Source organism: Streptomyces sp. NPDC104313 (genome assembly GCF_055583985.1).
This window is the reverse complement of record NZ_JBVJMW010000003.1, coordinates 12,935-34,301: the sequence shown is the minus strand read 5'-3', so window position 1 is coordinate 34,301 and position 21,367 is coordinate 12,935. Positions and strand designations below refer to the sequence as shown.

Annotated in this window: 20 protein-coding genes and 1 riboswitch; of the genes, 8 read left to right on the top strand and 12 right to left on the bottom strand. The window is 72.2% G+C overall.

All coding sequences use genetic code 11. The features are described from left to right. The first annotated feature begins 491 nt into the window (after nucleotides 1–491). On the top strand, nucleotides 492–1,565 hold the full coding sequence (locus ACZ60Q_RS07195) for a PucR family transcriptional regulator (RefSeq protein WP_469629663.1): 1,074 nt from the start codon (nucleotides 492–494) through the stop codon (nucleotides 1,563–1,565). A 145-nt stretch (nucleotides 1,566–1,710) separates the two neighbouring features. On the opposite strand, the gene ACZ60Q_RS07190 is transcribed toward ACZ60Q_RS07195, so the two are convergent. From ACZ60Q_RS07190 to ACZ60Q_RS07165, 6 genes are all read right to left on the bottom strand, one after another. Continuing rightward, nucleotides 1,711–2,166: a tellurite resistance TerB family protein gene (locus ACZ60Q_RS07190; protein WP_469629661.1), complete on the bottom strand. Its 456-nt coding sequence runs from the start codon at nucleotides 2,164–2,166 to the stop codon at nucleotides 1,711–1,713. A 179-nt stretch (nucleotides 2,167–2,345) separates the two neighbouring features. Continuing rightward, nucleotides 2,346–3,626, bottom strand: coding sequence for a cation:proton antiporter (locus ACZ60Q_RS07185; protein WP_469629658.1), 1,281 nt, complete (start codon nucleotides 3,624–3,626; stop codon nucleotides 2,346–2,348). A gap of 2 nt (nucleotides 3,627–3,628) precedes the next feature. Further along, the gene (locus ACZ60Q_RS07180; RefSeq protein ID WP_469629655.1) at nucleotides 3,629–4,099 is read right to left on the bottom strand and encodes a cation:proton antiporter regulatory subunit; all 471 of its coding nucleotides are present in this window, start codon (nucleotides 4,097–4,099) and stop codon (nucleotides 3,629–3,631) included. Nucleotides 4,100–4,353: 254 nt separating this feature from the next. After that, the gene (locus ACZ60Q_RS07175; protein WP_469629653.1) at nucleotides 4,354–4,857 is read right to left on the bottom strand and encodes a winged helix-turn-helix domain-containing protein; all 504 of its coding nucleotides are present in this window, start codon (nucleotides 4,855–4,857) and stop codon (nucleotides 4,354–4,356) included. Next, on the bottom strand, nucleotides 4,854–5,393 hold the full coding sequence (locus ACZ60Q_RS07170; RefSeq protein ID WP_469629650.1) for a hypothetical protein: 540 nt from the start codon (nucleotides 5,391–5,393) through the stop codon (nucleotides 4,854–4,856). Before ACZ60Q_RS07170 ends, ACZ60Q_RS07175 begins: the two co-directional genes overlap by 4 nt. A gap of 128 nt (nucleotides 5,394–5,521) precedes the next feature. After that, nucleotides 5,522–6,076, bottom strand: coding sequence for a flavoprotein (locus ACZ60Q_RS07165; RefSeq protein WP_469629647.1), 555 nt, complete (start codon nucleotides 6,074–6,076; stop codon nucleotides 5,522–5,524). Nucleotides 6,077–6,229: 153 nt separating this feature from the next. Between ACZ60Q_RS07165 and ACZ60Q_RS07160 the strand changes: the two genes are divergently transcribed. Both ACZ60Q_RS07160 and ACZ60Q_RS07155 read left to right on the top strand, forming a co-directional pair. Beyond that, nucleotides 6,230–6,874, top strand: a complete 645-nt coding sequence (locus tag ACZ60Q_RS07160; RefSeq protein WP_469631216.1) for a dihydrofolate reductase family protein — start codon at nucleotides 6,230–6,232, stop codon at nucleotides 6,872–6,874. Nucleotides 6,875–7,080: 206 nt separating this feature from the next. Beyond that, nucleotides 7,081–7,566: a hypothetical protein gene (locus tag ACZ60Q_RS07155; protein ID WP_469631214.1), complete on the top strand. Its 486-nt coding sequence runs from the start codon at nucleotides 7,081–7,083 to the stop codon at nucleotides 7,564–7,566. A gap of 230 nt (nucleotides 7,567–7,796) precedes the next feature. Here ACZ60Q_RS07155 and ACZ60Q_RS07150 read toward each other — a convergent pair whose 3' ends face one another. Next, nucleotides 7,797–8,123 carry a hypothetical protein gene (locus ACZ60Q_RS07150; RefSeq protein ID WP_469629644.1) on the bottom strand — a complete coding sequence of 109 codons (327 nt, stop codon included), beginning with the start codon at nucleotides 8,121–8,123 and terminating at the stop codon, nucleotides 7,797–7,799. A gap of 310 nt (nucleotides 8,124–8,433) precedes the next feature. Here ACZ60Q_RS07150 and ACZ60Q_RS07145 point away from each other — a divergent pair, with 310 nt between their 5' ends. Together ACZ60Q_RS07145 and ACZ60Q_RS07140 are read left to right on the top strand one after the other, a co-directional pair. Further along, nucleotides 8,434–9,168 (top strand): DUF6879 family protein, encoded by a 735-nt coding sequence (locus ACZ60Q_RS07145; protein WP_469629643.1) that lies wholly within the window; start codon nucleotides 8,434–8,436, stop codon nucleotides 9,166–9,168. A gap of 27 nt (nucleotides 9,169–9,195) precedes the next feature. Next, nucleotides 9,196–10,038 carry a helix-turn-helix domain-containing protein gene (locus ACZ60Q_RS07140; RefSeq protein ID WP_469629641.1) on the top strand — a complete coding sequence of 281 codons (843 nt, stop codon included), beginning with the start codon at nucleotides 9,196–9,198 and terminating at the stop codon, nucleotides 10,036–10,038. Here ACZ60Q_RS07140 and ACZ60Q_RS07135 read toward each other — a convergent pair. After that, the gene (locus tag ACZ60Q_RS07135; RefSeq protein WP_469629638.1) at nucleotides 10,035–10,532 is read right to left on the bottom strand and encodes an HAD domain-containing protein; all 498 of its coding nucleotides are present in this window, start codon (nucleotides 10,530–10,532) and stop codon (nucleotides 10,035–10,037) included. The two genes, ACZ60Q_RS07140 and ACZ60Q_RS07135, sit on opposite strands and share 4 nt — an antisense overlap. 195 nt (nucleotides 10,533–10,727) lie before the next feature. On the opposite strand from ACZ60Q_RS07135, the gene ACZ60Q_RS07130 reads away from it, so the two are divergent. Continuing rightward, the gene (locus tag ACZ60Q_RS07130) at nucleotides 10,728–11,798 is read left to right on the top strand and encodes a hypothetical protein (RefSeq protein WP_469629635.1); all 1,071 of its coding nucleotides are present in this window, start codon (nucleotides 10,728–10,730) and stop codon (nucleotides 11,796–11,798) included. A 6-nt stretch (nucleotides 11,799–11,804) separates the two neighbouring features. Here the strand turns inward: ACZ60Q_RS07130 and ACZ60Q_RS07125 are convergent, their stop codons facing one another. Continuing rightward, nucleotides 11,805–12,926 carry a cobalt-precorrin-5B (C(1))-methyltransferase gene (locus tag ACZ60Q_RS07125; protein WP_469629632.1) on the bottom strand — a complete coding sequence of 374 codons (1,122 nt, stop codon included), beginning with the start codon at nucleotides 12,924–12,926 and terminating at the stop codon, nucleotides 11,805–11,807. Between the two features lie 17 nt (nucleotides 12,927–12,943). Between ACZ60Q_RS07125 and ACZ60Q_RS07120 the strand changes: the two genes are divergently transcribed. Beyond that, nucleotides 12,944–13,711, top strand: a complete 768-nt coding sequence (locus ACZ60Q_RS07120) for a cobalt-precorrin-6A reductase (protein WP_469629629.1) — start codon at nucleotides 12,944–12,946, stop codon at nucleotides 13,709–13,711. Here the strand turns inward: ACZ60Q_RS07120 and ACZ60Q_RS07115 are convergent. The 3 genes from ACZ60Q_RS07115 to ACZ60Q_RS07105 are packed head-to-tail and all read right to left on the bottom strand — an operon-like array spanning nucleotide 13,696 to nucleotide 17,269. Continuing rightward, entirely contained in the window at nucleotides 13,696–15,228 is a 1,533-nt protein-coding gene (locus ACZ60Q_RS07115; protein WP_469629627.1) for a precorrin-2 C(20)-methyltransferase, read from the bottom strand. The two genes, ACZ60Q_RS07120 and ACZ60Q_RS07115, sit on opposite strands and share 16 nt — an antisense overlap. Next, nucleotides 15,225–15,854, bottom strand: a complete 630-nt coding sequence (locus ACZ60Q_RS07110) for a precorrin-8X methylmutase (protein WP_469629624.1) — start codon at nucleotides 15,852–15,854, stop codon at nucleotides 15,225–15,227. The genes ACZ60Q_RS07115 and ACZ60Q_RS07110 overlap by 4 nt, the downstream gene beginning before the upstream one ends. Nucleotides 15,855–15,907: 53 nt before the next feature. After that, the gene (locus ACZ60Q_RS07105) at nucleotides 15,908–17,269 is read right to left on the bottom strand and encodes a cobalamin biosynthesis protein CobG (RefSeq protein ID WP_469629622.1); all 1,362 of its coding nucleotides are present in this window, start codon (nucleotides 17,267–17,269) and stop codon (nucleotides 15,908–15,910) included. Nucleotides 17,270–17,569: 300 nt separating this feature from the next. Next, nucleotides 17,570–17,649, top strand: a riboswitch (cobalamin riboswitch). Nucleotides 17,650–17,741: 92 nt separating this feature from the next. Here ACZ60Q_RS07105 and cobN point away from each other — a divergent pair. After that, nucleotides 17,742–21,347: a cobaltochelatase subunit CobN gene (gene cobN, locus ACZ60Q_RS07100; RefSeq protein ID WP_469629619.1), complete on the top strand. Its 3,606-nt coding sequence runs from the start codon at nucleotides 17,742–17,744 to the stop codon at nucleotides 21,345–21,347. The last annotated feature ends 20 nt before the right edge of the window (nucleotides 21,348–21,367 follow it).

Genomic DNA, 21,367 nt, shown 5'->3' with positions numbered 1-21,367 from the left:
ATCTTCGCATGGTGGTTCGCAACCGCCCGGTCGTTCACCGGTGCACCCGGGCCCGTCAGCGGGGGCCGGGGATCCGCCGCGCCCCGGATCGCTGTCTCGAGGGCCGCGATCCGGTCCGCGAGCAGCCCGAGTGCGGCCACGGCCCGGGAGACGGGGTCTTCCTGCTCGAACGCGGCTGAGAGCTTGGGGAAGGGGCGCCGTCCGGGCCGCCGACCCCTCGGGACTCCCCGCCGGGTCCGGACCCCGGACCCCGGACCCCGGATCCGGGTCCGGACCCTGGATCCGAGCGGGGCTTCCGCCCCCCGTTACCCGCGCTCCCCGCTTCCCCCGTGCTTCCCCCGTGTTGTTGCTGACCTCATCGTGTCAGCCGGGACCCGCTCAGCACATTGCCGGATCCCGGCAATCTTTACGCTTCGCTAATGCTGGGCACCGGCACCGCTCCGTGTGCGTTGGGGAAATGACAAGACTGCTGCAAGGCTGGAGGAGAGTGCGTGGCCGAGCTGAGGATCCCCGAGGAAGTTCTGGGCAACTATGCCGATATTCTGGCCGAAGTCGCCCTCACCGGCCGTCGTCTGACACGTGACGAGCTGGAAGCGCGCCGCGCGCTGGGTCGTGCGGCGGCGGACGCGGGCCACCAGTTGCGTGCGCTGGTGACGATGCATCTGGCGCAGACCCGTGAGGCCTGGCCAGGTGGAGCTGCCGGAAACTCCCCTGCCGTGGCCGATGCCGTCCTGGCTGCGGTGCAGCAGGCGGTCGACGCGTTCGCCGAGGGTTTCGAGCGTGCCCAGCGGCTCACGGTGCGGCGGGAGGAGGCGGCGCGCCGGGAGTTCATCGACGACCTGCTCTACGGGCGCAGCGATCTGGTGCGGCTCGCGGAGCGGGCGACCCGCTTCGGCCTGCGGCTTTCCCGGGCGCACGCGGTGGCGGTGGCCTCCGGTCCGGAGGCGTACACGGAGACGGACATGGTGCCGCGCAAGGTGGAGGCGGCGCTGCTGACGCGGTTCAGCGGCCGCAAGATCCTGCTGACGACGAAGGGCGGCCGGATCGTCTGCATCGCGCCCGGCAGTCAGCCCGACGTCCTGCGCTACTTCGCCAAGCAGGCGCACGCGGCGACGGACGGCGGCCAGGTCGCGGTCGGCCGTCCGCACAAGGGCCCCGGCGGGGTGGTCCATTCGTACGACGAGGCGCTCGAAGCCCTCGACCTGGCGGACCGGATGGGGATGGACGACCCCGTGTTGTACGCCTCGGACCTCATGGTCTACCCGGTGCTGACCCGGGACCGGCAGGCGATGACCGATCTGGTGCGCAGCGAGTTGGGCCCGCTCCAGAAGGCGAGGGGCGGCGCGGAGCCGCTGCTGAACACGCTGGCGGTCTACTTCGACGCGGGCTGCGTCGCCGCCGAGACCGCCCGCCGGCTGGCGCTGAGCGTCCGGGCGCTGACGTACCGCCTGGAGCGCATCCATCAGTTGACCGGCTCCGACCCTTCGGACCCGATGCACCGCTACAGCCTGCAGACGGCGGTCATCGGGGCCCGGCTGCTGGACTGGCCGGCCAAGGAGCTGTGACGGCCGCCGCCAGAGAGGGGCCGCGGGGAAGGTATGGCCGGGGGTGCTCAGGGGGGTGATGCACCCCCGGCCTGCCGGTGGGGACGGGGACGTGGACCGGCGGTCGGCCGGACCGCGCGACCGCACCGGCGGTCCGGGTGTCCGCCTACAGGTCGAACTCGTGCGGCGGCAGGTCGAGCGCGAAGCACGCCTCCCGCACGACGGCCTGCTCGGACGGGTCGAAGTCGCCGTCGGCGCCGCCGATGACGATGCCGATCTGGATCACGGCACGGGCCTCGGCCGGCTTCTTCCTCGCCTTGGCGATCTCCTGGAGGATGCTGACCTTGCCGAACGCGAAGTCGGCGGTGAGCTGGTCGGCGTAGGCGTTGAAGCGGCGTCGCAGGTCGTCCGCGGGGAAGTTCCGCAGGACGTCGTTGGTCGAGATGAGCGTCGCGACGCGCCGGCGCTCCGACAGGTCGATGGAACCGTCGGCGGCGGCGACGAGGGCGCACATGGCCATGCTCGCGTCCCGGAACGACCCCGACTTCAGGTCGTTCTTCTTCGCCTCCAGCTGCGTCTGCATCGACGACGCGGATTCCTTGATGCGATCCCACAGAGCCATGACGTCTCCCTACGTTGCGGTGCGAGTTCGGAACCGATGCAACTCTACAGGCGTGTAGAGATAGGCGATTCGGGCGCCTCCCACGACGAAGCCCCCGGACACGGTGCGGCGGGTGTCCGGGGGCTTCGTCGTGGGCCGCGAGCGGCGGGGGCCGGGAGGTCGTAGCGGCCGTGAGGCGGCTACTCGCGCGTCTCGCCCGCCGGTTCGGGGGTGAGGTCGTCGTGCGACGGCAGCCGGCGCTCGGGAGCGGACTTCGCGGCGGGCTCCTTCTCCGTGCCGCTCGCGTCCTTGCTCTTCCCGTCCCCGCCGCGACGGGCCTCGATCTTCGCCGCGAGGGGCTGTGTCCACCGGGCGGTGAGCGGGCCGACGATGACGAGGATCAGGACGTACGCGGTGGCGATGGGGCCGATGCGCGGCTCGGTGGCCACGGCCAGACCGGCGATGACGATGGAGAACTCACCGCGCGCCACGAGGGTGCCGCCCGCCCGCCAGCGACCGCGCGAGCCGACTCCGGCGCGCCGGGCCGCGTAGTAGCCGGTGGCGATCTTGGTGAAGGTGGTGATGATGGCCAGCAGGGCCGCGGGCAGCAGCACCGGCGGGATGTCGGCCGGGTTCGTGGAGAGCCCGAAGAAGACGAAGAACACGGCGGCGAACAGGTCCCGCAGCGGGGTGAGCAGCTTGCGGGCGCCCTCGGCGACCTCGCCGGAGAGCGCGATGCCGACGAGGAACGCGCCGACGGCGGCGGACACCTGGAGCTGCTGGGCGATGCCGGCGACCAGGACGGTGAGGCCGAGGACCACCAGGAGCAGCATCTCCGGGTTGTCGGAGGAGACGGCGCGGCTGATCAGGCGGCCGTGGCGGAGCGCCAGGTAGAGGACGAACCCGACGGCCCCGAGCGCGATCACGAGCGCGAGGCTGCCGCCGGCCAGGCTGACCCCGGCGAGCATGGCGGTGAGCAGCGGCAGGTACACCGCCATCGCCAGGTCCTCCATGACGAGGACGCCGAGGATGACCGGGGTTTCGCGGTTGCCGAGCCGGCCGAGATCGGTCATGACCTTCGCGATCACCCCGGACGACGAGATCCAGGTGACCCCGGCGAGCGCGACGGCGCCCACAGGGCCCCAGCCGAGGATCAGGGCCGCGACGGCACCGGGCGTCGCGTTGAGCACGAAGTCCACGGCGCCGGAGGGATATTGCGTCTTGAGACTGGTGACCAGCTCGGACGCGCTGTACTCGAGCCCCAGCAGGAGAAGCAGCAGGATGACGCCGATCTCGGCGCCCACCATGGTGAACTCTTCGCTGGCCTTGAGCGGGATCAGCCCTCCGTGCCCGAACGCGAGCCCGGCGAGCAGGTAGAGCGGGATGGGGGAGAGGCCTATCCGCCCGGCGAACCGCCCCACGAGCCCCAGCCCGAGGATGACGGCTCCCAGCTCCACCAGCAACGCAGTCGTGTCATGCACGGTCAGCCCTCCGCAATGATCTCGGAGAGCGCGTCGACGCCCTCACGCGTACCGACGGCGACGAGCGTGTCCCCGATGGCCAGTCGAAAATCCGGTTCCGGCGACGGGTGCGCGCTGTGGGTGCGCAGCACCGCCACGATGGACGCCCCGGTCCGCGTCCGTGCCCGCGTCTCCCCCAGCAGCCGCCCGCCGTACGGGGAGCGGGTCCCGAGCGGGATGTGCTCGGTGACGAGGTCGATGCCCTCGGTCCGTACGGCGTCGATGGGCGCCGGATCGATGAGGTGCGCGAGCGCGGTGGCCTCGGACGTCGTCAGGGGGACGGAGAGTTGGCACGAATCAGGGTCGTCCTGTTCGTAGAAGCCGATGAACCGGCGACCGTCGTGGTGGACGACGACCGAAATGTGCTGGCCCGTCTCGGTGGTGAAGTCGTACTGAGCACCCACTCCGGGCAGTGATGTGCGGCGGGTTCCCATGGCTTCCTCCCGAGAGTGCGGCGGTACGCGCGCACTTGGTGATCTCTTTATTCGGCCATTACCTTATCGGGCGACGAAAATCCGTCCATGGGCCGCGGCCTGGGGTGTACGGGAAGGGGTGTACGGCAGGGGCGGCGGGACAGGGCCCCTCACGATCCCCTTCCCGGTTGCTCCCGTCGCTCTCGCAGCCTTGGCCGTCCTGGCCGAAAAACGCCCCTGGCCGTTCGTGCGCGGGGGGCGGGAAGGGGGCGGCGCTACACGCCGGCCGAGCCCGCCGCGCGGCGGGCGGCGTCCACGAGATCCTGGAGCGCCGCGAGGTGCCGGGCCAGCGCCTGTCGCCCGGCGGGGGTGAGGGAGAGCCAGGTCCGGGGCCGTTTGCCGATGTGCCCCTTGCGTACGTGGAGGTAGCCCGCGGCCTCCAGCGTGGAGGCGTTCTTGCTGAGGACCGAGTCGGAGACCCGGCACCCGTCGCGCACGGCGGCGAACTCGGCCTCGTCGCAGGCGGAGAGGAAGGCGACGAGGGTCAGCCGGGTCGGATGGTGGATGACGCCGTCCAGTGCGGGGGCCTCGTCCGGTGCGGGTCCGAGGCCCTGCGCGGGTCCGAGGCCCTGCGCGGGTCCGACGCCCGGCGCGGGTCCGACGCTCCTCTGCTCGGGTCCGACGCTCCGCGCGGGTCTCCTGTCCCGGGCGGGGCTGCCGCCGCGCGCGGGGCTGTCGCCCTGGTCGCCCTGGTCGGCCCGGTCGGCCTTACGGCTCACGCGAGCTCCCGCAGGGCTCGCCGGACGGCCGCGTTACGAACGAGGCACGCACCCCAGACGCCGAGCCCCCAGACGCCGAACACGCAGATCTGGGTGGCGGTGTGGCTCGCCCCGGCCGCCCAGCAGACGACCCCCGCGATCGCCCCGGCCGCGAGGACGACGGGCAGCACGACCCGGCTCCGCCACAGTCGTGAGGACCAGGACCGCGCCACCAGGACCCCGGCCCCCCGCCGGGCGGCCCGCGCGAGCGCGATGACGACGCCGAGCCCGAGCACCGACACGAGCAGCGCGACGGCCGTCGCGACTCCGCCCCGGCCGTCGCTCCAGGCCCGCACCACGCTCGGCCCCACCAGGGCGACCGCGGCGGCCGGCCCGTACCAGGCAGGCGTCATCCCCGCCCGAAGACCGGCCCGCTCCCGCGCCAGCCGTACGTCGCTCAGCGCCTCGGCCGCGTACTCCGCCGAGGTGCCGGGGCGCTCGGCTTCGTTCTCCTGCGACGGTGAGGGTGACGGTGAGGGCGACGGCGAAGAGGGCATGGGCGTGCGAGGACCTTCCGGGAGCGCGGGTGAGCTGCGGATCTTCATGATGACATCCACTTTCCACTGAGGAAAGTACTTTCCTCAGTGGCGCGGGGTTCCCGCCGGGCCCTGGCGGCAGTCGCCGCTCACGTCCGCGCGGAGGGCTCGGCCGCGAGCAGCTCCAGGGCGTTCTCCCAGGGGAAGGGGGCCGTGTCACCGGACTTGGGTGTGTGCGGGGCGCGGGTGCTGACGAGGACGCCCATGCCGCGCAGCCTCCGCAGGCTCTCGACGTACGCGGGGTGCGCGGCGAGGGCGGAGTTCACGGCCGGGAGGACGGCGGTGGGGACGCCGAGCCCGTACGCCTCGCAGAGGATGCCGAGGGCCAGGGTGTCCGAGATCCCGGCCGCCCATTTGTTGATGGTGTTGAACGTGGCGGGCGCGACAACGATGGCGTCCGGGTCCGGCAGCGGGCGCGGGTCTCCGGGGGAGCGCCAGGCGGAGCGGACCGGGTATCCGGTCCGCTCCTCGACGGCCGCCGCGTCGAGGAACCCGAGCCCCTGCGGGGTGGCGATGACGCCCACCTCCCACCCGGCGTCCTGCGCGGCGGCGAACAGCCGGTCGACGTCACGGGCGACGCCGGCCGCGCAGACGACCACGTACAGGAACGGCTTACGGGCCTGTCGGCCGGACTGGTCGCCCACGAGGACTCTCCTGGATCGCTGAAGCGGATGCGGTGTGATGAGGTGACGTGACGTGACGTGACGTGAGGTGATCTCTGCTCCCGACCGATGAGTTTTCCCTCTCCGGGAAGTCTCACCACCGTCATCGACCGCACCCGTCAGTCGGAGGAACGCGTGACCCAGCTGTTGAGAGTCCAGAACTTCACCGTGTCGAGCGACGGTATCGCCGCCGGTGAGGAGCAGTCGCTGGAGCGGCCGTTCGGTCACGTCGACCCCCAGCGGCTCTTCTCCTGGGCGGGGGCGACGGCGAGCTGGCCCATGGGCAAGGACACCGGCGGGACCCGGGGCCTGGATGACTACTTCACGCGGGACTTCGAGCACAACATCGGTGCCGAGATCATGGGGCGCAACAAGTTCGGCCCGCAGCGCGGTCCTTGGGAGAACCACGAGTGGCGCGGCTGGTGGGGCGACGAACCGCCGTTCCACACACCGGTGTTCGTGATGACCCACCACAAGCGCCCGTCGTTCACGCTGTCGGACACCACGTTCCACTTCGTCGACGACGCCCCGGCGACCGTTCTCGACCGGGCGCGGGAAGCGGCGGGAGGCAAGGACGTACGACTTGGCGGCGGCGTCACCACGATCCGTGAGTTCCTTGACGCCGGCCTGGTCGACACCCTGCACGTGGCGGTCTCCCCGGTGAAGCTGGAAACGGGCCTGCGCCTGTGGGAGTCGCCCGACGAACTGCTCGACCGGTACCACCTGGATGTCGTTCCGAGCCCGAGTGGCATGACACATCACCTGTTCTGGCGAAAGTGACAGCTGGGGGGCGGCCAGTTTTGTGAAGTCCCCGGCGGTGTCACCGGGGATCGTGGAGAGTCGATCGGGTAGTCGCCCGAGTGCGCACAGGTACGGAGCGCACTCGGGCACCGCGTGCTGACCTTCGCAGCCACCCGACAAAGGACCCTGTGTTGTCGCTCTACGAACCCCGACATGCTCCCGCCGGTGATGTGGGCGGAGCGCTCATGCTGATCGACTCCCGGCTCAGGGCCATCCACGCGGGCGGGGCCGGGACCGACCCCGAACGGGACAAGCTGGCCGAGCAGTTCTCCGCGTCCCTGGGGCCGGAGGACGTGGACGACCTGCTGGACGGCGTGTGCACGCTCATCTACCTGTACGCGAAATGGCTCCGGCAGGCCCACGAGGACCACGACAAGGACGTCATCGAGTATGTGGTGCCGACCCTCGTCACCTCGCTGCTGCGGATGCCGAGGAGTATCCCGACCGAGGCCGTCCCCACGATGGCCGGTCTGGTCGTCGCCGCCTGTACCGGCCTGAGCCCCACCCTGTGGCGCAAGCAGTACGGCGACTGGACCGAAGCGGAACTGACCCCGCTGGAGGCGACGGCGTTCCTCCTCGCCGAACACATCAACCGCATCACGGAGGACCAGGACTTCGCGACCCGCATGATCACGGAGGCGCTGGCCAAGGCGGAGGCGGGGGCGGAGTAGGGCGAGAAGCCCCCGGCTCCGCCTACCTCCCCGAAGTCGCCGCCCTCCTACGCCGACTCGCCGAAACCCCCTGCCCCGGCATCGAACTACGGCGCGGGCGGCGGGCGGCAGCCCGGTCGAGGCCGATGCGGGTGGTCGCCATGGGGCTTCACACTTCCTCGGATGGGGCACGTGGGTGCGCAGTGGTGCGGGGCGGGCGATCAGGAACGTTCCGTTGTACGGGGTCGCGATCAGCTGGTGCACAGGACCTCCTCCGAGGTGTCTTCCCAGGTGTGCTGTTCGACGTGGCCGGCGAACAGACAGCAGCCGTCACCGTCGGGACCCGGCCCGGCCACCGGGCAGTCCCGCAGTACGACCAGGTCGAGGTAGGCCCCGCGCCAGCGGAGCCAGAGGGCGGTGCCGTACGTGTCGAGTCCGGACAGGAGGCCATGGTGCTCGTCGCCTTCGTGGGCGGACAGTTGGCACTGGACGGCCCGGTCGACGCATCCGGCCGGAGCCTTCTGCCGAGCCTCCTGCGCCAGGTCCAGCGGCACCCGGCGCCAGTGCTTGCACCGCATCACGACACCATCCGCAGGACATCGACGGAGGCGCGGTACACAGCTCCATCACCGTCAGGGACTGAGCCGCCCAATCGGTTCATCACGCACACCGGTGGAGCCGTCGCCGTCTTCTCATCGCTCATGGACGGTCACGCTAGAAAGCAGAGTTGAGCGGTTCTACGCCGTGTTCTCGAATGTTCTCGCCCATGAGCGGAATGTTCGTGAGTGTTCTCATCTGCTGCCGGGAATCTCTACTCAGTACGTGCGGCCCTGGTCATGATTCTTGTCGACAGAAGCATCTGGGACGGCGAAGAGGGACGTGGGGACGATGACTCGGAATCTCCGCTTCAACGGGACAGGATCGGGCGGCGGCGGATGCCCTTCCGTGCACGAGGACTTGGACAGTGGCGAGGTGATCGTCCACGGTCCGCCGCTCACCGATCCCGACGACGTTGCCCAGCTCCAGCATCTGAACGAAGGTGAGGTGCCCATCGTCGTACCGCGCGAGCTGCTGGTGGACTTCGCCCCGAAGATCCGGACGCCGCGCATCGTCGACCTGGACGCGTTCGGGGAGCTGTTCGAGACGTTCGAGCATACGGCCTGGCGGCTGGAGACGCGTCGCCGATTCGCCTCCGACGAAGTGACCACCACCTACCGCCAGTTCGCGTCGGGGCAGTCGGTCGAGTGGGACTACGAGGACGGCTGGTGCCGGAACGTCCGGGCGCAGACAGCGCAGGGGAAGCGGTTCGAGCGGGTCAGGGTCGTTGACAACCCTCCGACTCCAGGGCAGCTGTACCTGCTCGACAACGCGCGCCGGAACTGCGCTGTCGGGGAGGACATCCGGAACCTGTGGCGCACTGAAGCGAAACGCCTGAGGCTGCCCTCCGAAGACTTCTGGGTCTTCGATTCCCGGCTGGTGGCTCTCCTCAACTTCGATGCGGACGACGACCTCGTCGACGTCGAGCTGATCACCGAGCCGGCCGAGGTGAACCGGTACGCGCAAGCACGGGACGCGGCGTGGCACTACGCCATCGGCCATGACGCCTTCGCGGCGAACCTCTAACCCTCCTCAGTAGTTAGCGTGTGACCGGTGAGCACAGATTTTCAAAAGGCGCGGGACGCCCTCGGGGCGCGGCTCAGGGAGCTTCGCACCACGGGCCCCGCCGGGCGGCTCACCGGTCCACAGCTGGGCGAACGTCTGGGTTGGCCGCACTCCAAGATCTACAAACTGGAGAACGGACGGCAGACCGCGACCGCCGCCGACCTCCGCGCCTGGGCGGAAGCCACAGGAACGCCGGATGCCGCGCCGGAACTGCAGTCCCGCCTCCAGGGGATGGAGTCCCACGTACGTTCGTGGCGACGTCAGTTGGCTACGGGACACCGCCCGGTCCAGGACGCGATCACCATCGAGCACGCCCGCACCGCCACCTTGTACATCTGGGAGAACTGCCTGATCCCGGGGATGGTGCAGACACCCGACTACGCCCGCGCGGTGTTCACCCGGCACGCCCAGCTGATGCGTTCACCGAAGGACACCGAGGAGGCCGTACGAGCCAGAGTGCGGCGGCAGGAAGCGCTGTACGACTCCGGCAAGAGACACCGCATCATCATGTGGGAAGGAGCGCTGCGCGCCCTGGTGTGTCCGGCCGCCGTGCTGGCCGCGCAGCTCGACCGGCTCGCGAGCCTGACCGGACTCGACACCGTGGAACTGGGAATCGTCCCGTTCGCGGCACCGCTGAAGATCCATCCGGCCAACGGATTCTGGATCTACGACGACAGGCTGGTCGTCGCCGAGGACTGGCACGCGGAACTCTGGATCGACGACGCCGACAGTGTCGCCGTCTACCAGCGGACGTGGAACCTCCTGCGCGAATCAGCGGTCTTCGGCACCGAGGCCCAACGGGTCATCGCCCGGGTGCAGCAAGGGGGTTAGCTCCAGCGCAGCAGCTCCTCCACCGTCTCCTCCGTCAGCCCCCTCGCCGGGTCCGTGGCGACCAGCAGTGTCCGTGCCCGGCGGGAGGCGGCCCACTCCCGGGCCTGAGGGGTGTGCGCGTCGTCCACCCAGGCCGTGGGGTGGTCCCCGGCGAAGGCCGCGATCGGCGGGACCTTCTCCGCCGGGGCGAAGGGGACCGGGGGGAAGCGGATCACCGGTAGCGGCGGGAGGTTGAAGACCGGGGCCAGGTAGGTGTTGGCCTCGTCCTCCCAGCCGGTGGCCCAGGCCAGGTCGTAGTGGTTCGCGAGCCGTGCCAGCCAGGGGGCATGGGCGTCGTTCAGCCGGACCGGGGGGTCGTCGTCGGGGAAGAAGCCGTGTTCGCGGTAGCCGGGTGGGCAGGTCGGGGCGGCGAAGGGGTTCAGTACGCCGTCCACGTCCAGGAGGAGCAGCGGGCGTGGGGGGTGTGTCCCGGGGGTGTGGTCGTCGTCGCGCATGTACCCACGGAATCAGTAAGTCACCTGGTCGGGTGGGGTGTTCCGTCTTCTGGTCCTCGCACCTTCCCGGCTGCGGTACCGTGATCGCGTCATCACGCTCTGTGTGCTCCCGCGCATGGAGCGGCCCCCGGTGGTGTTCACAGCACCGAGCCGAGGGCCTTCATCCAACTAGTGGAAAGCACAGGTCCCACCGGGATGCTTTGGCATGCTATCGCGCCGTCCCGGCGCTACACGAAGGCTTCGCACGACGTCGTGCGTCATCCGCGTCTGTGCAGTGACGCGAAGGTTCTGATTCTCTACGTCCAGGGGTTGCCGGACGGCGACACACATCTGGCGTTGTCCGAACATGCCCGGAGGCTGGGCATCAAAGGGCGGGCGTTCCAGCGGGCCAAGGAGCAGTTGGTCCTGTGCGGGTTCGTGCATGAGCGCCGGGTCCCCGGTGAGCGGGGGCGGTGGGCGACCCAGCAGCTGTTCGCCAACGTGCCCCTGGGCGGGGGCGAGGTTCTCGCGCTGTGGTGCGATGCCGGTCTCGGTTCCGGTTCGCCTCCGAGTATGCGTTCTCCGGCCGTCGGCCAGCCGGGGGCCCGGAGCGTCGGTCATCAACCACCGGTAGACGAAGAACGGGAGAAGAACTCTCCCCACCCACCCACCGAAACCCCGGACGCGAACGCGTACGAGGCGCGGAGGTCGGGTCCGCTGACGGCTGAAGAAGCCGAAGCCGAGCGGGTGTTGTTGTCGCTTTGCCATGCCAGCCGTGAGCTTCGGCTCGGCGTTCTCCAGGCTCGTCCGCTGGTCGCGCAGGCGGTGGAGTGGATGCGGCGCGGGGTCTCGGGAGGCGAGTTGCGGCGGGTGCTGAGCAGCAATCTGCCGCAGGACGGGGTCCGGTCCGCCGTGGGGTTCCTGCGGCACCGGCTGGAGCTGATGATGCCCGAAGCAGCCGCCTCCGCACGCGACGTCGAACCGGAGCGCTCGCACGCGGATCAGCCGCCCCCGCCTGCCGCCCCCCGGTACGTCGCCCCCCTCGTCACCTGCGTCGGTCCCGGCACCGAGCATGTCTTCCGGGCCATGGCCGGGGAGACCGAGTGCCCCGACTGCCGGCAGGCCGCCGCCTGGGCCCGCTGGGCCGAGCACCGCATCGCCGACCAGGGGATCGACCTCGCAGTGGACGCGGCCGTGGCCGTGGAGGCCGGGCGCGATCCGGACGGCTGGCGGGCGCGGCTCGCTGCCGCCGCGTCGGGGGGACCCGGTGGATCCGGGGCTTCGTAGCAATCGCTACCCCCGACCCACCACCACCCCCGCCCGGTCGACGCAGATCACGTCGACCGCCACCGGCGCGCCCCGCAGCACCGACAGGGCCTCGTCGCGGGCTCGGGCCGCCACCAGGTCGCCCAGGGGGACGCCCGCCGCCTCGCACAGGCGCAGTGCCTCCAGGCCTGTGTTGGCGGTGGCGATACGGGAGGCCAGTGGTTCGTCCGCGCCGCCCTGCCGGGCCAGGCCGGCCAGGAAGGGCTTGTCGACCTGGGAGCGGGCCGAGTGGAGGTCCAGGTGGCCCGCCGCGAGCTTCGACAGCTTGGCGAAGCCGCCGCAGATCGTGAGGCGGGCCACGGGATGCCGGCGTACGTATTTCAGGACCGCGCCCGCGAAGTCGCCCATGTCCAGCAGCGCGATGTCCGCCAGGCCGTACTCCGACACGACCGTCTTCTCCGACGTCGAGCCCGTGCAGCCCGCCACATGGGTCAGGCCCGCCGCCCTCGCCACGTCCACGCCCCGGCGGATCGAGTCGATCCACGCCGAGCAGGAGTACGGGACCACCACCCCCGTCGTGCCCAGGATCGACAGGCCGCCCAGGATGCCGAGCCGGCCGTTCCACGTCGAGCGGGCGATCTCCTCGCCGTGGTCGACCGAGACCGTGACCTCCACGTCCCCCGTCCCGCCGTGCTCCGCCGCCACCCGCTCCACGTGCTCGCGCATCAGTTGGCGCGGGACCGGGTTCACGGCGGGCTCACCGACGTCCAGCGGCAGGCCGGGGAGGGTGACGGTGCCCACGCCCGGGCCCGCCCGGAACACCACGCCGGAGCCCGGCGGCAGTCTCCGTACGGTCGACCGGACCAGTGCCCCGTGCGTCACGTCCGGGTCGTCGCCCGCGTCCTTCACCACTCCGGCCGTCGCCACCGCCCCGCCCGGTCCGGCCGTCAGCTCCTCCACCGCCAGTGCGAACGCCGGGGTCTGGCCCTTCGGCAGGGTGATGGTCACCGGGTCCGGGAAGTCGCCGGTCAGCAGCGCCGTGTACGCGGCCGTCGTCGCCGCCGTCGCACAGGCGCCGGTCGTCCAGCCGGGCCGCAGGCCGGTGTGTTTGAGTTGGGCGCTGCGACCGCCCCGCGCCTCAGCGTTCACGAGAAGAGTCCGTTCCGATGACTGTGCACGTTCTTGTTCTGGGGGGTACGACCGAGGCCCGCCGGCTGGCCGAACACCTGGTCGCCCATGATCCGGGGGTCCGGGTGACCACCTCGCTCGCCGGGCGCGTCGCCGCTCCCCGGCTGCCGCCCGGTGACGTGCGCGTCGGCGGGTTCGGGGGGCCCGAGGGGCTTGCCGCCTGGGTGCGTGAGCACGGTGTGGACGCCCTCGTCGATGCCACCCACCCCTTCGCCGCGACCATGAGCCGGAACGCGGCCGAGGCCGCCGCACAGGCCCATGTTCCTCTCCTCGCCCTCCGCCGGCCCGGCTGGGTCGCCCAGGACGGTGACCGCTGGCACCCCGCCGGATCGCTCGCCGAGGCCGCCGGGCTGCTGCCCGCGCTGGGTGAGCGGGTCTTCCTCACCACCGGGCGGATGGGGCTCGCCGCCTTCGCGGGAGCGGGACCGGGACCGGGCGCGCTGTGGTTCCTCGTGCGGTCGGTCGATGCTCCCGGGCCGCCCTTCCCGGCCCGGATGGAGGTCCTGCTCGACCGGGGGCCGTTCACGCTGGAGGGGGAGCGCGAGCTCATCCGCCGCCATCGCCTCGACGTCCTTGTCACCAAGGACAGCGGCGGGGACGCGACCGCCCCCAAGCTCGCCGCCGCCCGTGAGGCCGGGATTCCCGTCGTCGTGGTCCGGCGGCCACCGGTACCGGCAGGGGTACCGGTGGCCCGTACGCCCGACGAGGCCGCTCGGTGGGTACGCCGGCTCTACGCCTCCGGGTAGCGGCGGGGCGTCCACACGATGGACCGGTCGGCGCCGGAACCGCCCCTGCGCACCCACCGGGTCTGCGACGAGCCCACGATCAGCAGCGTCCGCATGTCCACCTCCGCCGGGTCCAGGTCCGCCAGCCGCACCGTACGGACGGACTCCGTCGGGCCGCCCACATCGCGCGCCAGCACCACCGGGGTATCCGGCGAGCGGTGCTCCAGGAGCAGGTCGCGGGCCTTGCCGACCTGCCACGTACGGGACGCGGAGCCCGGGTTGTACAGGGCCAGCACCAGGTCCGCCGAGGCTGCCGCGCGCAGCCGCTCCGCGATGACCTCCCACGGCTTGAGCCGGTCCGAGAGGGAGATCGTGGCGTAGTCGTGGCCCAGCGGCGCACCCGCGCGGGCTGCCGCCGCGTTGGCGGCGGTGACGCCGGGCAGGACCCGTACGGGGATGTCCGTGTACGGGTCCTGGGAGGCCACCTCCAGCACCGCCGTCGCCATCGCGAAGACCCCGGGGTCGCCGCCGGAGACCACCACGACACGGTGGCCGCGCCGGGCCAGGTCCAGGGCGAACTCGGCGCGCTCCGACTCCACCTTGTTGTCCGAGCCGTGCCGCGCCTGGCCGGGGCGGACCGGCACCCGGTCCAGGTAGGTCGTGTAGCCGACCACGGCGTCGGCGGCGGCGAGTGCTCCGCGCGTCTCCGGTGTCAGCCACAGCGGGCCCGCCGGGCCGGTGCCCACCACCACGACCTCGCCGCCCGTGGAAGGCGACGGGCGCGGCGCGTCGACGCGGCTCGGCAGGACCGCGACCGAGAAGTACGGGACGGACGCCGGGTCGATGTCCGCCAGGTCGCCCGTGCGTTCCCCGGCCATCGTCGCCCGCTCCACGTACCGCGCCTCCGCCAGCCTCCCCGACGCCTCGAACGCCCCGCGCACCGCCGGGAACGTACGCCCCAGCTTCATCACCACGGCCGTGTCGGTGGCGGCGAGACGGGCCGTCAGCTCCTCTTCCGGCAGTGTGCCGGGCAGGATCGTGAGGATTTCCTCGCCCTCGACGAGGGGGGTGCCGAGCCGGGCCGCCGCCGCGCTGACGGACGTCACTCCCGGGATCACCTCGGTCGGGTACCGGTCGGCCAGACGCTTGTGCATGTGCATGTACGAGCCGTAGAACATCGGGTCGCCCTCGGCGAGCACCGCGACGGTCAGCCCCGCGTCCAGATGCGCCGCGAGGCGGGCCGCGGCCTTCTCGTAGAACTCCTCCAACGCACCCCGGTAGCCGCCCGGGTGGTCCGTGGTCTCCGTCGTGACGGGGTAGACCAGGGCCTCCTCGATGTGGTCGGGCCGCAGGTGCGCCGCCGCGATGGACCGGGCGATCGAGCGGCCGTGCCGGGCGCTGTGGTAGGCGACGACGTCGGCCTCGCCGATGGCCTGGACGGCCCGCAGCGTCATCAGGTTCGGGTCGCCGGGGCCGAGCCCGACACCGTAGAGCCGGCCGGTACCGCCGCCGCTGAGCCCGGTCACTGGAGAGGTCACTGCTCTTCCTCGCTCGCGATGGCGTTGAGCGCCGCCGCCGCTATCGCGCTGCCGCCGCGCCGGCCGCGCACGATCAGGTGCTCCAGGCCCGACGCGTGCTCGGCCAGGGCCTCCTTGGACTCGGCCGCGCCGATGAAACCGACCGGGACGCCGATGACGGCGGCCGGGCGCGGGGCGCCCTCCTCGATCATCTCCAGCAGGCGGAACAGGGCGGTCGGGGCGTTGCCGACCGCGACCACCGCCCCCTCCATCCGGTCCCGCCACAGCTCCAGGGCCGCCGCGCTGCGCGTGGTCCCCATCTTCGCGGCCAGCTCCGGCACGGACGGGTCGGACAGTGTGCAGATCACGTCGTTGTCCGCGGGCAGCCGCCTGCGGGTGACCCCGCTGGCCACCATCGCCACGTCGCAGAGGATCGGTGCGCCGGAGCGCAGGGCCGCGCGGGCGTCGGCCACGGCGTTCGGTGAGAAGGCGAGGTCCCTTACGAGGTCGACCATGCCGCAGGCGTGGATCATCCGGACGGCGACCTGGCTCACATCGGCGGGCAGCCCGGCCAGATCCGCCTCCGCGCGGATGGTGGCGAAGGACTGGCGGTAGATCGCCGGTCCGTCCTTCTCGTACTGGTGCACAGTGCTGTCGCTTTCTTCTGCCGGAAGGGGGGAGGGGAGCTGGGGGGGCGTGCTCAGGCGCGGGCCTCGGCCACCGCCGCGGCGAGTGCCGCCGGGTCGTTCAGGGCCGCCGCCCGGGGGGCACGGTGTTCGCCCCGTACGTGCGAGATCCGGTGCCCGTCGGGCGTGACGACCACGTCGATCCACTCCCCGTGGGGGTGGCCGCAGCGGCGTTCGCACCCGGACCAGTACACAGGGAGCCGTCCGACCGGTCCGACAGCGGCCCCCGCTTCGGCCCGCACGTCGGACAGCGACTTCGCGCAGCCGGGGTGGCCGATGCAGGCGCCGACGCCGGTCCACGGGGAGTCCGGGCCGGTGATCAGCCCGGCCGCCGCCAGGGTGCCGAGCGCCTTCGCCGCGTGCCCGCGCCGCCCGGGCCGCGCGGAAGATCCGGACGGTCCGGACGGTCCGAAGGGGCCGGGGATGACGATCCCGCGCCACGGGGTGAGCCGCAGCTCGTTCCCGTACCGCCGGGCCGTTTCGGTGAGCAGCCGCCACTGGGCGGGGGTGAGCCGCCCCAGCGGTACGCCGACGCTGATCGCTGTCACAGTCACTGCCGCTGTCGCTGTAGTGCTGTCGTCCGGCGCGGTGACCGTACCCGGGGCCGGAGCCTTCGCCGTACGCGGACGGGGGTGGTGCACGGTCGCACTCGCCGCCGCTCCGACGGCCCGGGCGACCTCGCCGGGCAGCGCGGCGCGTACGGCGTCGGGCAGGTCCTTCACGCGCCACGCGCCGGAGTCCCGGGCGGCGCGGAGGAACACCTCGGCGGCCAGCAGCGCGGCGCGCGGGCCGTCCGCCGCGGGCAGGCGGAACACCTCGTCGGCGGCCCCGACCCGCAGCAGGCAGCCGCCGCCGTGCGCGATCAGCGTCACGTCCGCGCCCAGCGTGTCCACGTCACCACTGCCCGCGTCGAGGGCGAAGAGGAAGCGGCCGGAGAGCGCGGCGGCGGCGGCCGACCGGCACACCAGGCCGTCCAGCTGGGACAACCAGCCGCCGACCGAGGGCGATCCGTCGAGTCCGGCGAGCGGCGAGGCCACGATGTTGCGGGCCCGCTCGTGCGCGGCGGACGGCAGCAGCCCGGCGGCGCCGAGCAGTTCGGCCGGCTCGCCGCCGCACTCCGCGTCGAGGCCGCGCAGCTGTACGTTGCCCCGCGAGGTGAGATGCAGCTCACCGTCCCCGAACCGGCCGGCCACCGCGAGCAGCGCGTCCGCCCGGTCGGCGCTCAACACCCCGCCGGGGACGCGTACCCGGGCCAGCGCACCGTCGTCGGCCCGGTGCAGCCGCAGCGTCCCCGGGCAGGCGTCGCCGCCGTCGCGGCGGGCTGTGCCGCCCGCGGAAAGGGGCGAGGGGGCGGAATCGGGCATGGCGGCGAGCATACCGACCGGGCCGACCCCGTCGGCGGGCCCGCTCCTGTGACCTGCGGGACACGGGTACGGCCGGCCTGCGGGACAGATACGGCCCACCTGCGGGACACGTACGGCCGGCCTGCGGGCACAGGTAGGGCCCACCTGCGGGACACGGGTACGGCCGGCCTGTGGGGGATCGGGGTCGGAGAGCCGGCGCGCTCCGCGCACAGTGATCACCACCGCACCCCCGCCCCCTGCCCGAACCCGCCCCCGCCGCTTAGGATGCAGGCGGTGGTCCGTTCAGGCCGCCATCGCCAGACGGCGACAGGGGAGGAAGCCCGGTGAGATTCCGGCGCGGTCCCGCCACTGTGAGCCCGGCCGCCACCACCGGCCGGGCGAGTCAGGAACTCCCTTCCCCGAGCGCCCGGTCTCCGAGCCGGACGTGGGGAGACCCTCCGACACCGCCCGGGGCGTGGACACCCCGAGGAAGGCCTGACGCAGCATGATCCTGCTCCTGTCGACGTCCGACACCGACCTCCTGAGCGCCCGCGCCGGTGAGGGACCCGTCAGCTACCGGTACGCCAACCCCTCCCGCGTCGCCCTCGACGTACTGCCGGAGCTGCTGGAAGGCGTCGACCTCGTCGTCGTACGCCTCCTCGGCGGCGTACGGGCATGGCAGGAGGGTTTGGACGCGGTGCTGGCCACCGGCCGCCCGGTCGTCGTGCTGACCGGTGAACAGGCCCCCGACGCCCAGTTGATGGCCGCCTCCACCGTGCCGATCGGCATCGCGGCCGAGGCGCACGCCTACCTCGCGCACGGCGGGCCCGCCAACCTGGAGCAGCTGGCCCGGTTCCTCTCCGACACCGTGCTGCTGACCGGCCACGGCTTCGAGCCGCCCGCCCCGGCCCCCGCGTGGGGCCCGCTGGAGCGGGAGGCCCGCACGGTGCCCGAGGGTGCGCCGACCGTCGCCGTCCTCTACTACCGCGCCCACCACATGAGCGGGAACACCGCGTTCATCGACGCGCTGTGCACCGCCGTCGAGGACGCGGGGGCCCGGCCGCTCCCGCTGTACGTCGCGTCCCTCCGTACGCCGGAGGCCGAGCTGATCGACGCTCTCCGCGCCGCCGACGCCATCGTCACCACCGTCCTCGCGGCGGGCGGCACCAAGCCCGCCGAGGCTTCGGCCGGCGGCGACGACGAGTCATGGGACGCGGGCGCGCTCACCGGGCTCGACGTGCCGATCCTCCAGGCGCTCTGCCTCACCAGCCCGCGCGCCGCGTGGGAGGAGAACGACGAGGGCGTCTCCCCGTTGGACGCGGCCACCCAGATCGCGGTGCCGGAGTTCGACGGCCGGCTGATCACCGTCCCCTTCTCCTTCAAGGAGATCGACGAGGACGGGCTCCCGGCGTACGTCGCCGACGCCGAGCGCGCGGCCCGGGTCGCCGGGATCGCCGTACGCCACGCGAAGCTGCGGCACATCCCGAACGCGGAGAAGCGGATCGCGCTCGTGCTCTCCGCCTACCCGACCAAGCACTCCCGGATCGGGAACGCGGTCGGCCTCGACACGCCCGCCAGCGCCGTGGCGCTGCTGCGGCGGCTGCGCGCCGAGGGGTACGACTTCGGCCCCGAGGAGGACATCCCGGGGCTGGTCTCCGGCGACGGCGACGAGCTGATCTACGCGCTGATCGAGGCGGGCGGCCACGACCAGGAGTGGCTGACCGAGGAGCAGTTGGCCAGGAACCCGGTCCGGATCCCGGCCGCCGACTACCGCCGCTGGTTCGCCACGCTCCCCGAGGAACTGCGGCTCGCGGTGGAGCGGCACTGGGGCCCGGCGCCCGGCGAGATGTTCGTGGACCGGTCCGCGAACCCGGAGGGCGACATCGTCCTCGCTGCCCTGCGGCGCGGCAACCTCCTCATCCTCATCCAGCCGCCGCGTGGCTTCGGCGAGAACCCGATCGCGATCTACCACGACCCCGATCTGCCGCCCTCGCACCACTACCTGGCCGCCTACCGCTGGATCGCCGCCTCCGCCGACGACAACGGCTTCGGCGCGGACGCGATGATCCACCTCGGCAAGCACGGCAATCTGGAGTGGCTGCCCGGCAAGAACGCGGGCCTGTCGGCCGCGTGCGGCCCGGACGCCGCCCTCGGCGATCTGCCGCTGGTCTACCCGTTCCTGGTCAACGACCCGGGCGAGGGCACGCAGGCCAAGCGTCGCGTCCACGCCACGCTGATCGACCACCTGGTGCCGCCGATGGCCCGCGCCGACAGCTACGGCGACATCGCCCGGCTTGAGCAACTCCTCGACGAACACGCCCAGATCGCCGCGATGGACCCGGCGAAGCTGCCCGCGATCCGCGCGCAGATCTGGACGCTGATCCAGGCCGCGAAACTCGACCACGACCTCGGTCTTGAGGACCGGCCGGAGGACGAGGGCTTCGACGACTTCATCATGCATCTCGACGGCTGGCTCTGCGAGATCAAGGACGTCCAGATCCGCGACGGCCTGCACGTGCTGGGCAGCCCGCCCGCCGGGAACGACCGGGTCAACCTGGTCCTCGCCGTACTGCGCGCCCGCCAGATCTGGGGCGGCACCGCCTCGCTCCCGGGGCTGCGCGAGGCGCTCGGCCTCGACGAGTCGGCCGCCACCCGCACCGCCGCCGACGAGATCGAGGAGCAGGCCCGCGCGCTCGTCCAGGCGATGGACGACGCCGACTGGGACCCGGCCGCCGTCGCCGGTGTCGCCGCCGGGCTGCCGGACGCGGTCGCTGACATCCTCACCTTCGCGGCCACCGAGGTCGTCCCGCGCATGGCGGCCACGACCGACGAACTCACCCACGCCGTGCACGCGTTGAACGGCGGCTTCGTACCCGCCGGGCCCTCCGGTTCGCCCCTGCGCGGCCTGGTCAACGTCCTCCCCACCGGCCGCAACTTCTACTCCGTCGACCCGAAGGCCGTCCCCTCCAAGCTCGCCTGGGAGACCGGCCAGGCGCTCGCCGAATCGCTCCTGACCCGCTACCGCACCGACAACGGCGACTGGCCCACCTCGGTCGGCCTCTCCCTCTGGGGCACCAGCGCGATGCGCACGGCGGGCGACGACATCGCGGAGGCGTTCGCGCTGCTCGGCATCCGCCCCGTCTGGGACGACGCCTCCCGCCGCGTGACCGGCCTGGAGCCCATCCCGTACGAGGAGCTGGGCCGCCCCCGTATCGACGTGACACTGCGCATCTCGGGCTTCTTCCGCGACGCGTTCCCGCACACGGTCGGGCTGCTCGACGACGCCGTACGGCTGGCCGCCTCACTCGACGAGCCGGCCGAGCGGAACCACGTACGGGCGCACACCCAGGCCGACCTGGCCGAACACGGCGACGAACGCCGGGCCACCACCCGGATCTTCGGCTCCCGCCCCGGCACCTACGGCGCGGGCCTCCTCCAGCTCATCGACTCCCGCGACTGGCGCACCGACGCCGATCTCGCCGAGGTCTACACGGTGTGGGGCGGCTACGCCTACGGCCGTGAGCTCGACGGCCGCCCGGCCCGCGAGGAGATGGAGAGCGCTTACAAGCGCATCGAGGTCGCCGCGAAGAACACCGACACCCGCGAGCACGACATCGCGGACTCCGACGACTACTTCCAGTACCACGGCGGCATGGTGGCCACCGTGCGCGCGCTCAAGGGCAAGGCCCCGGAGGCGTACATCGGGGACTCCACCCGCCCCGAGACCGTCCGCACGCGGACGCTGGTCGAGGAGACGTCCCGGGTCTTCCGTGCCCGGGTCGTCAATCCGAAGTGGATCGAGGCGATGCGACGCCACGGCTACAAGGGCGCGTTCGAGCTGGCGGCCACCGTCGACTACCTCTTCGGGTACGACGCCACGACCGGCGTCGTCGCCGACTGGATGTACGACAAGCTCACCGAGACGTACGTCCTGGACCCGGAGAACCGGCGGTTCCTCCAGGAGGCCAACCCCTGGGCGCTGCACGGCATCGCGGAACGCCTCCTGGAGGCCGAGTCGCGCGGCATGTGGGCCAAGCCCGACCCGGCGGTGCTGGACGCGCTGCGCCAGGTGTACCTGGAGACGGAAGGAAACCTGGAGGGCGAGGACTGACCTCGTCGTATTTCTTCGGT

Coding starts and splice junctions, on each gene's coding strand:
- ACZ60Q_RS07120 (WP_469629629.1), top strand. CDS start 12,944: ATGACTGTGCACGTTCTTGTTCTGGGGGGTACGACCGAGGCCCGCCGG.
- ACZ60Q_RS07145 (WP_469629643.1), top strand. CDS start 8,434: ATGACTCGGAATCTCCGCTTCAACGGGACAGGATCGGGCGGCGGCGGA.
- ACZ60Q_RS07180 (WP_469629655.1), bottom strand. CDS start 4,099: ATGGGAACCCGCCGCACATCACTGCCCGGAGTGGGTGCTCAGTACGAC.
- cobN (WP_469629619.1), top strand. CDS start 17,742: ATGATCCTGCTCCTGTCGACGTCCGACACCGACCTCCTGAGCGCCCGC.
- ACZ60Q_RS07170 (WP_469629650.1), bottom strand. CDS start 5,393: ATGCCCTCTTCGCCGTCGCCCTCACCGTCACCCTCACCGTCGCAGGAG.
- ACZ60Q_RS07150 (WP_469629644.1), bottom strand. CDS start 8,123: ATGCGGTGCAAGCACTGGCGCCGGGTGCCGCTGGACCTGGCGCAGGAG.
- ACZ60Q_RS07190 (WP_469629661.1), bottom strand. CDS start 2,166: ATGGCTCTGTGGGATCGCATCAAGGAATCCGCGTCGTCGATGCAGACG.
- ACZ60Q_RS07155 (WP_469631214.1), top strand. CDS start 7,081: ATGCTGATCGACTCCCGGCTCAGGGCCATCCACGCGGGCGGGGCCGGG.
- ACZ60Q_RS07105 (WP_469629622.1), bottom strand. CDS start 17,269: ATGCTCGCCGCCATGCCCGATTCCGCCCCCTCGCCCCTTTCCGCGGGC.
- ACZ60Q_RS07135 (WP_469629638.1), bottom strand. CDS start 10,532: ATGCGCGACGACGACCACACCCCCGGGACACACCCCCCACGCCCGCTG.
- ACZ60Q_RS07130 (WP_469629635.1), top strand. CDS start 10,728: ATGCTTTGGCATGCTATCGCGCCGTCCCGGCGCTACACGAAGGCTTCG.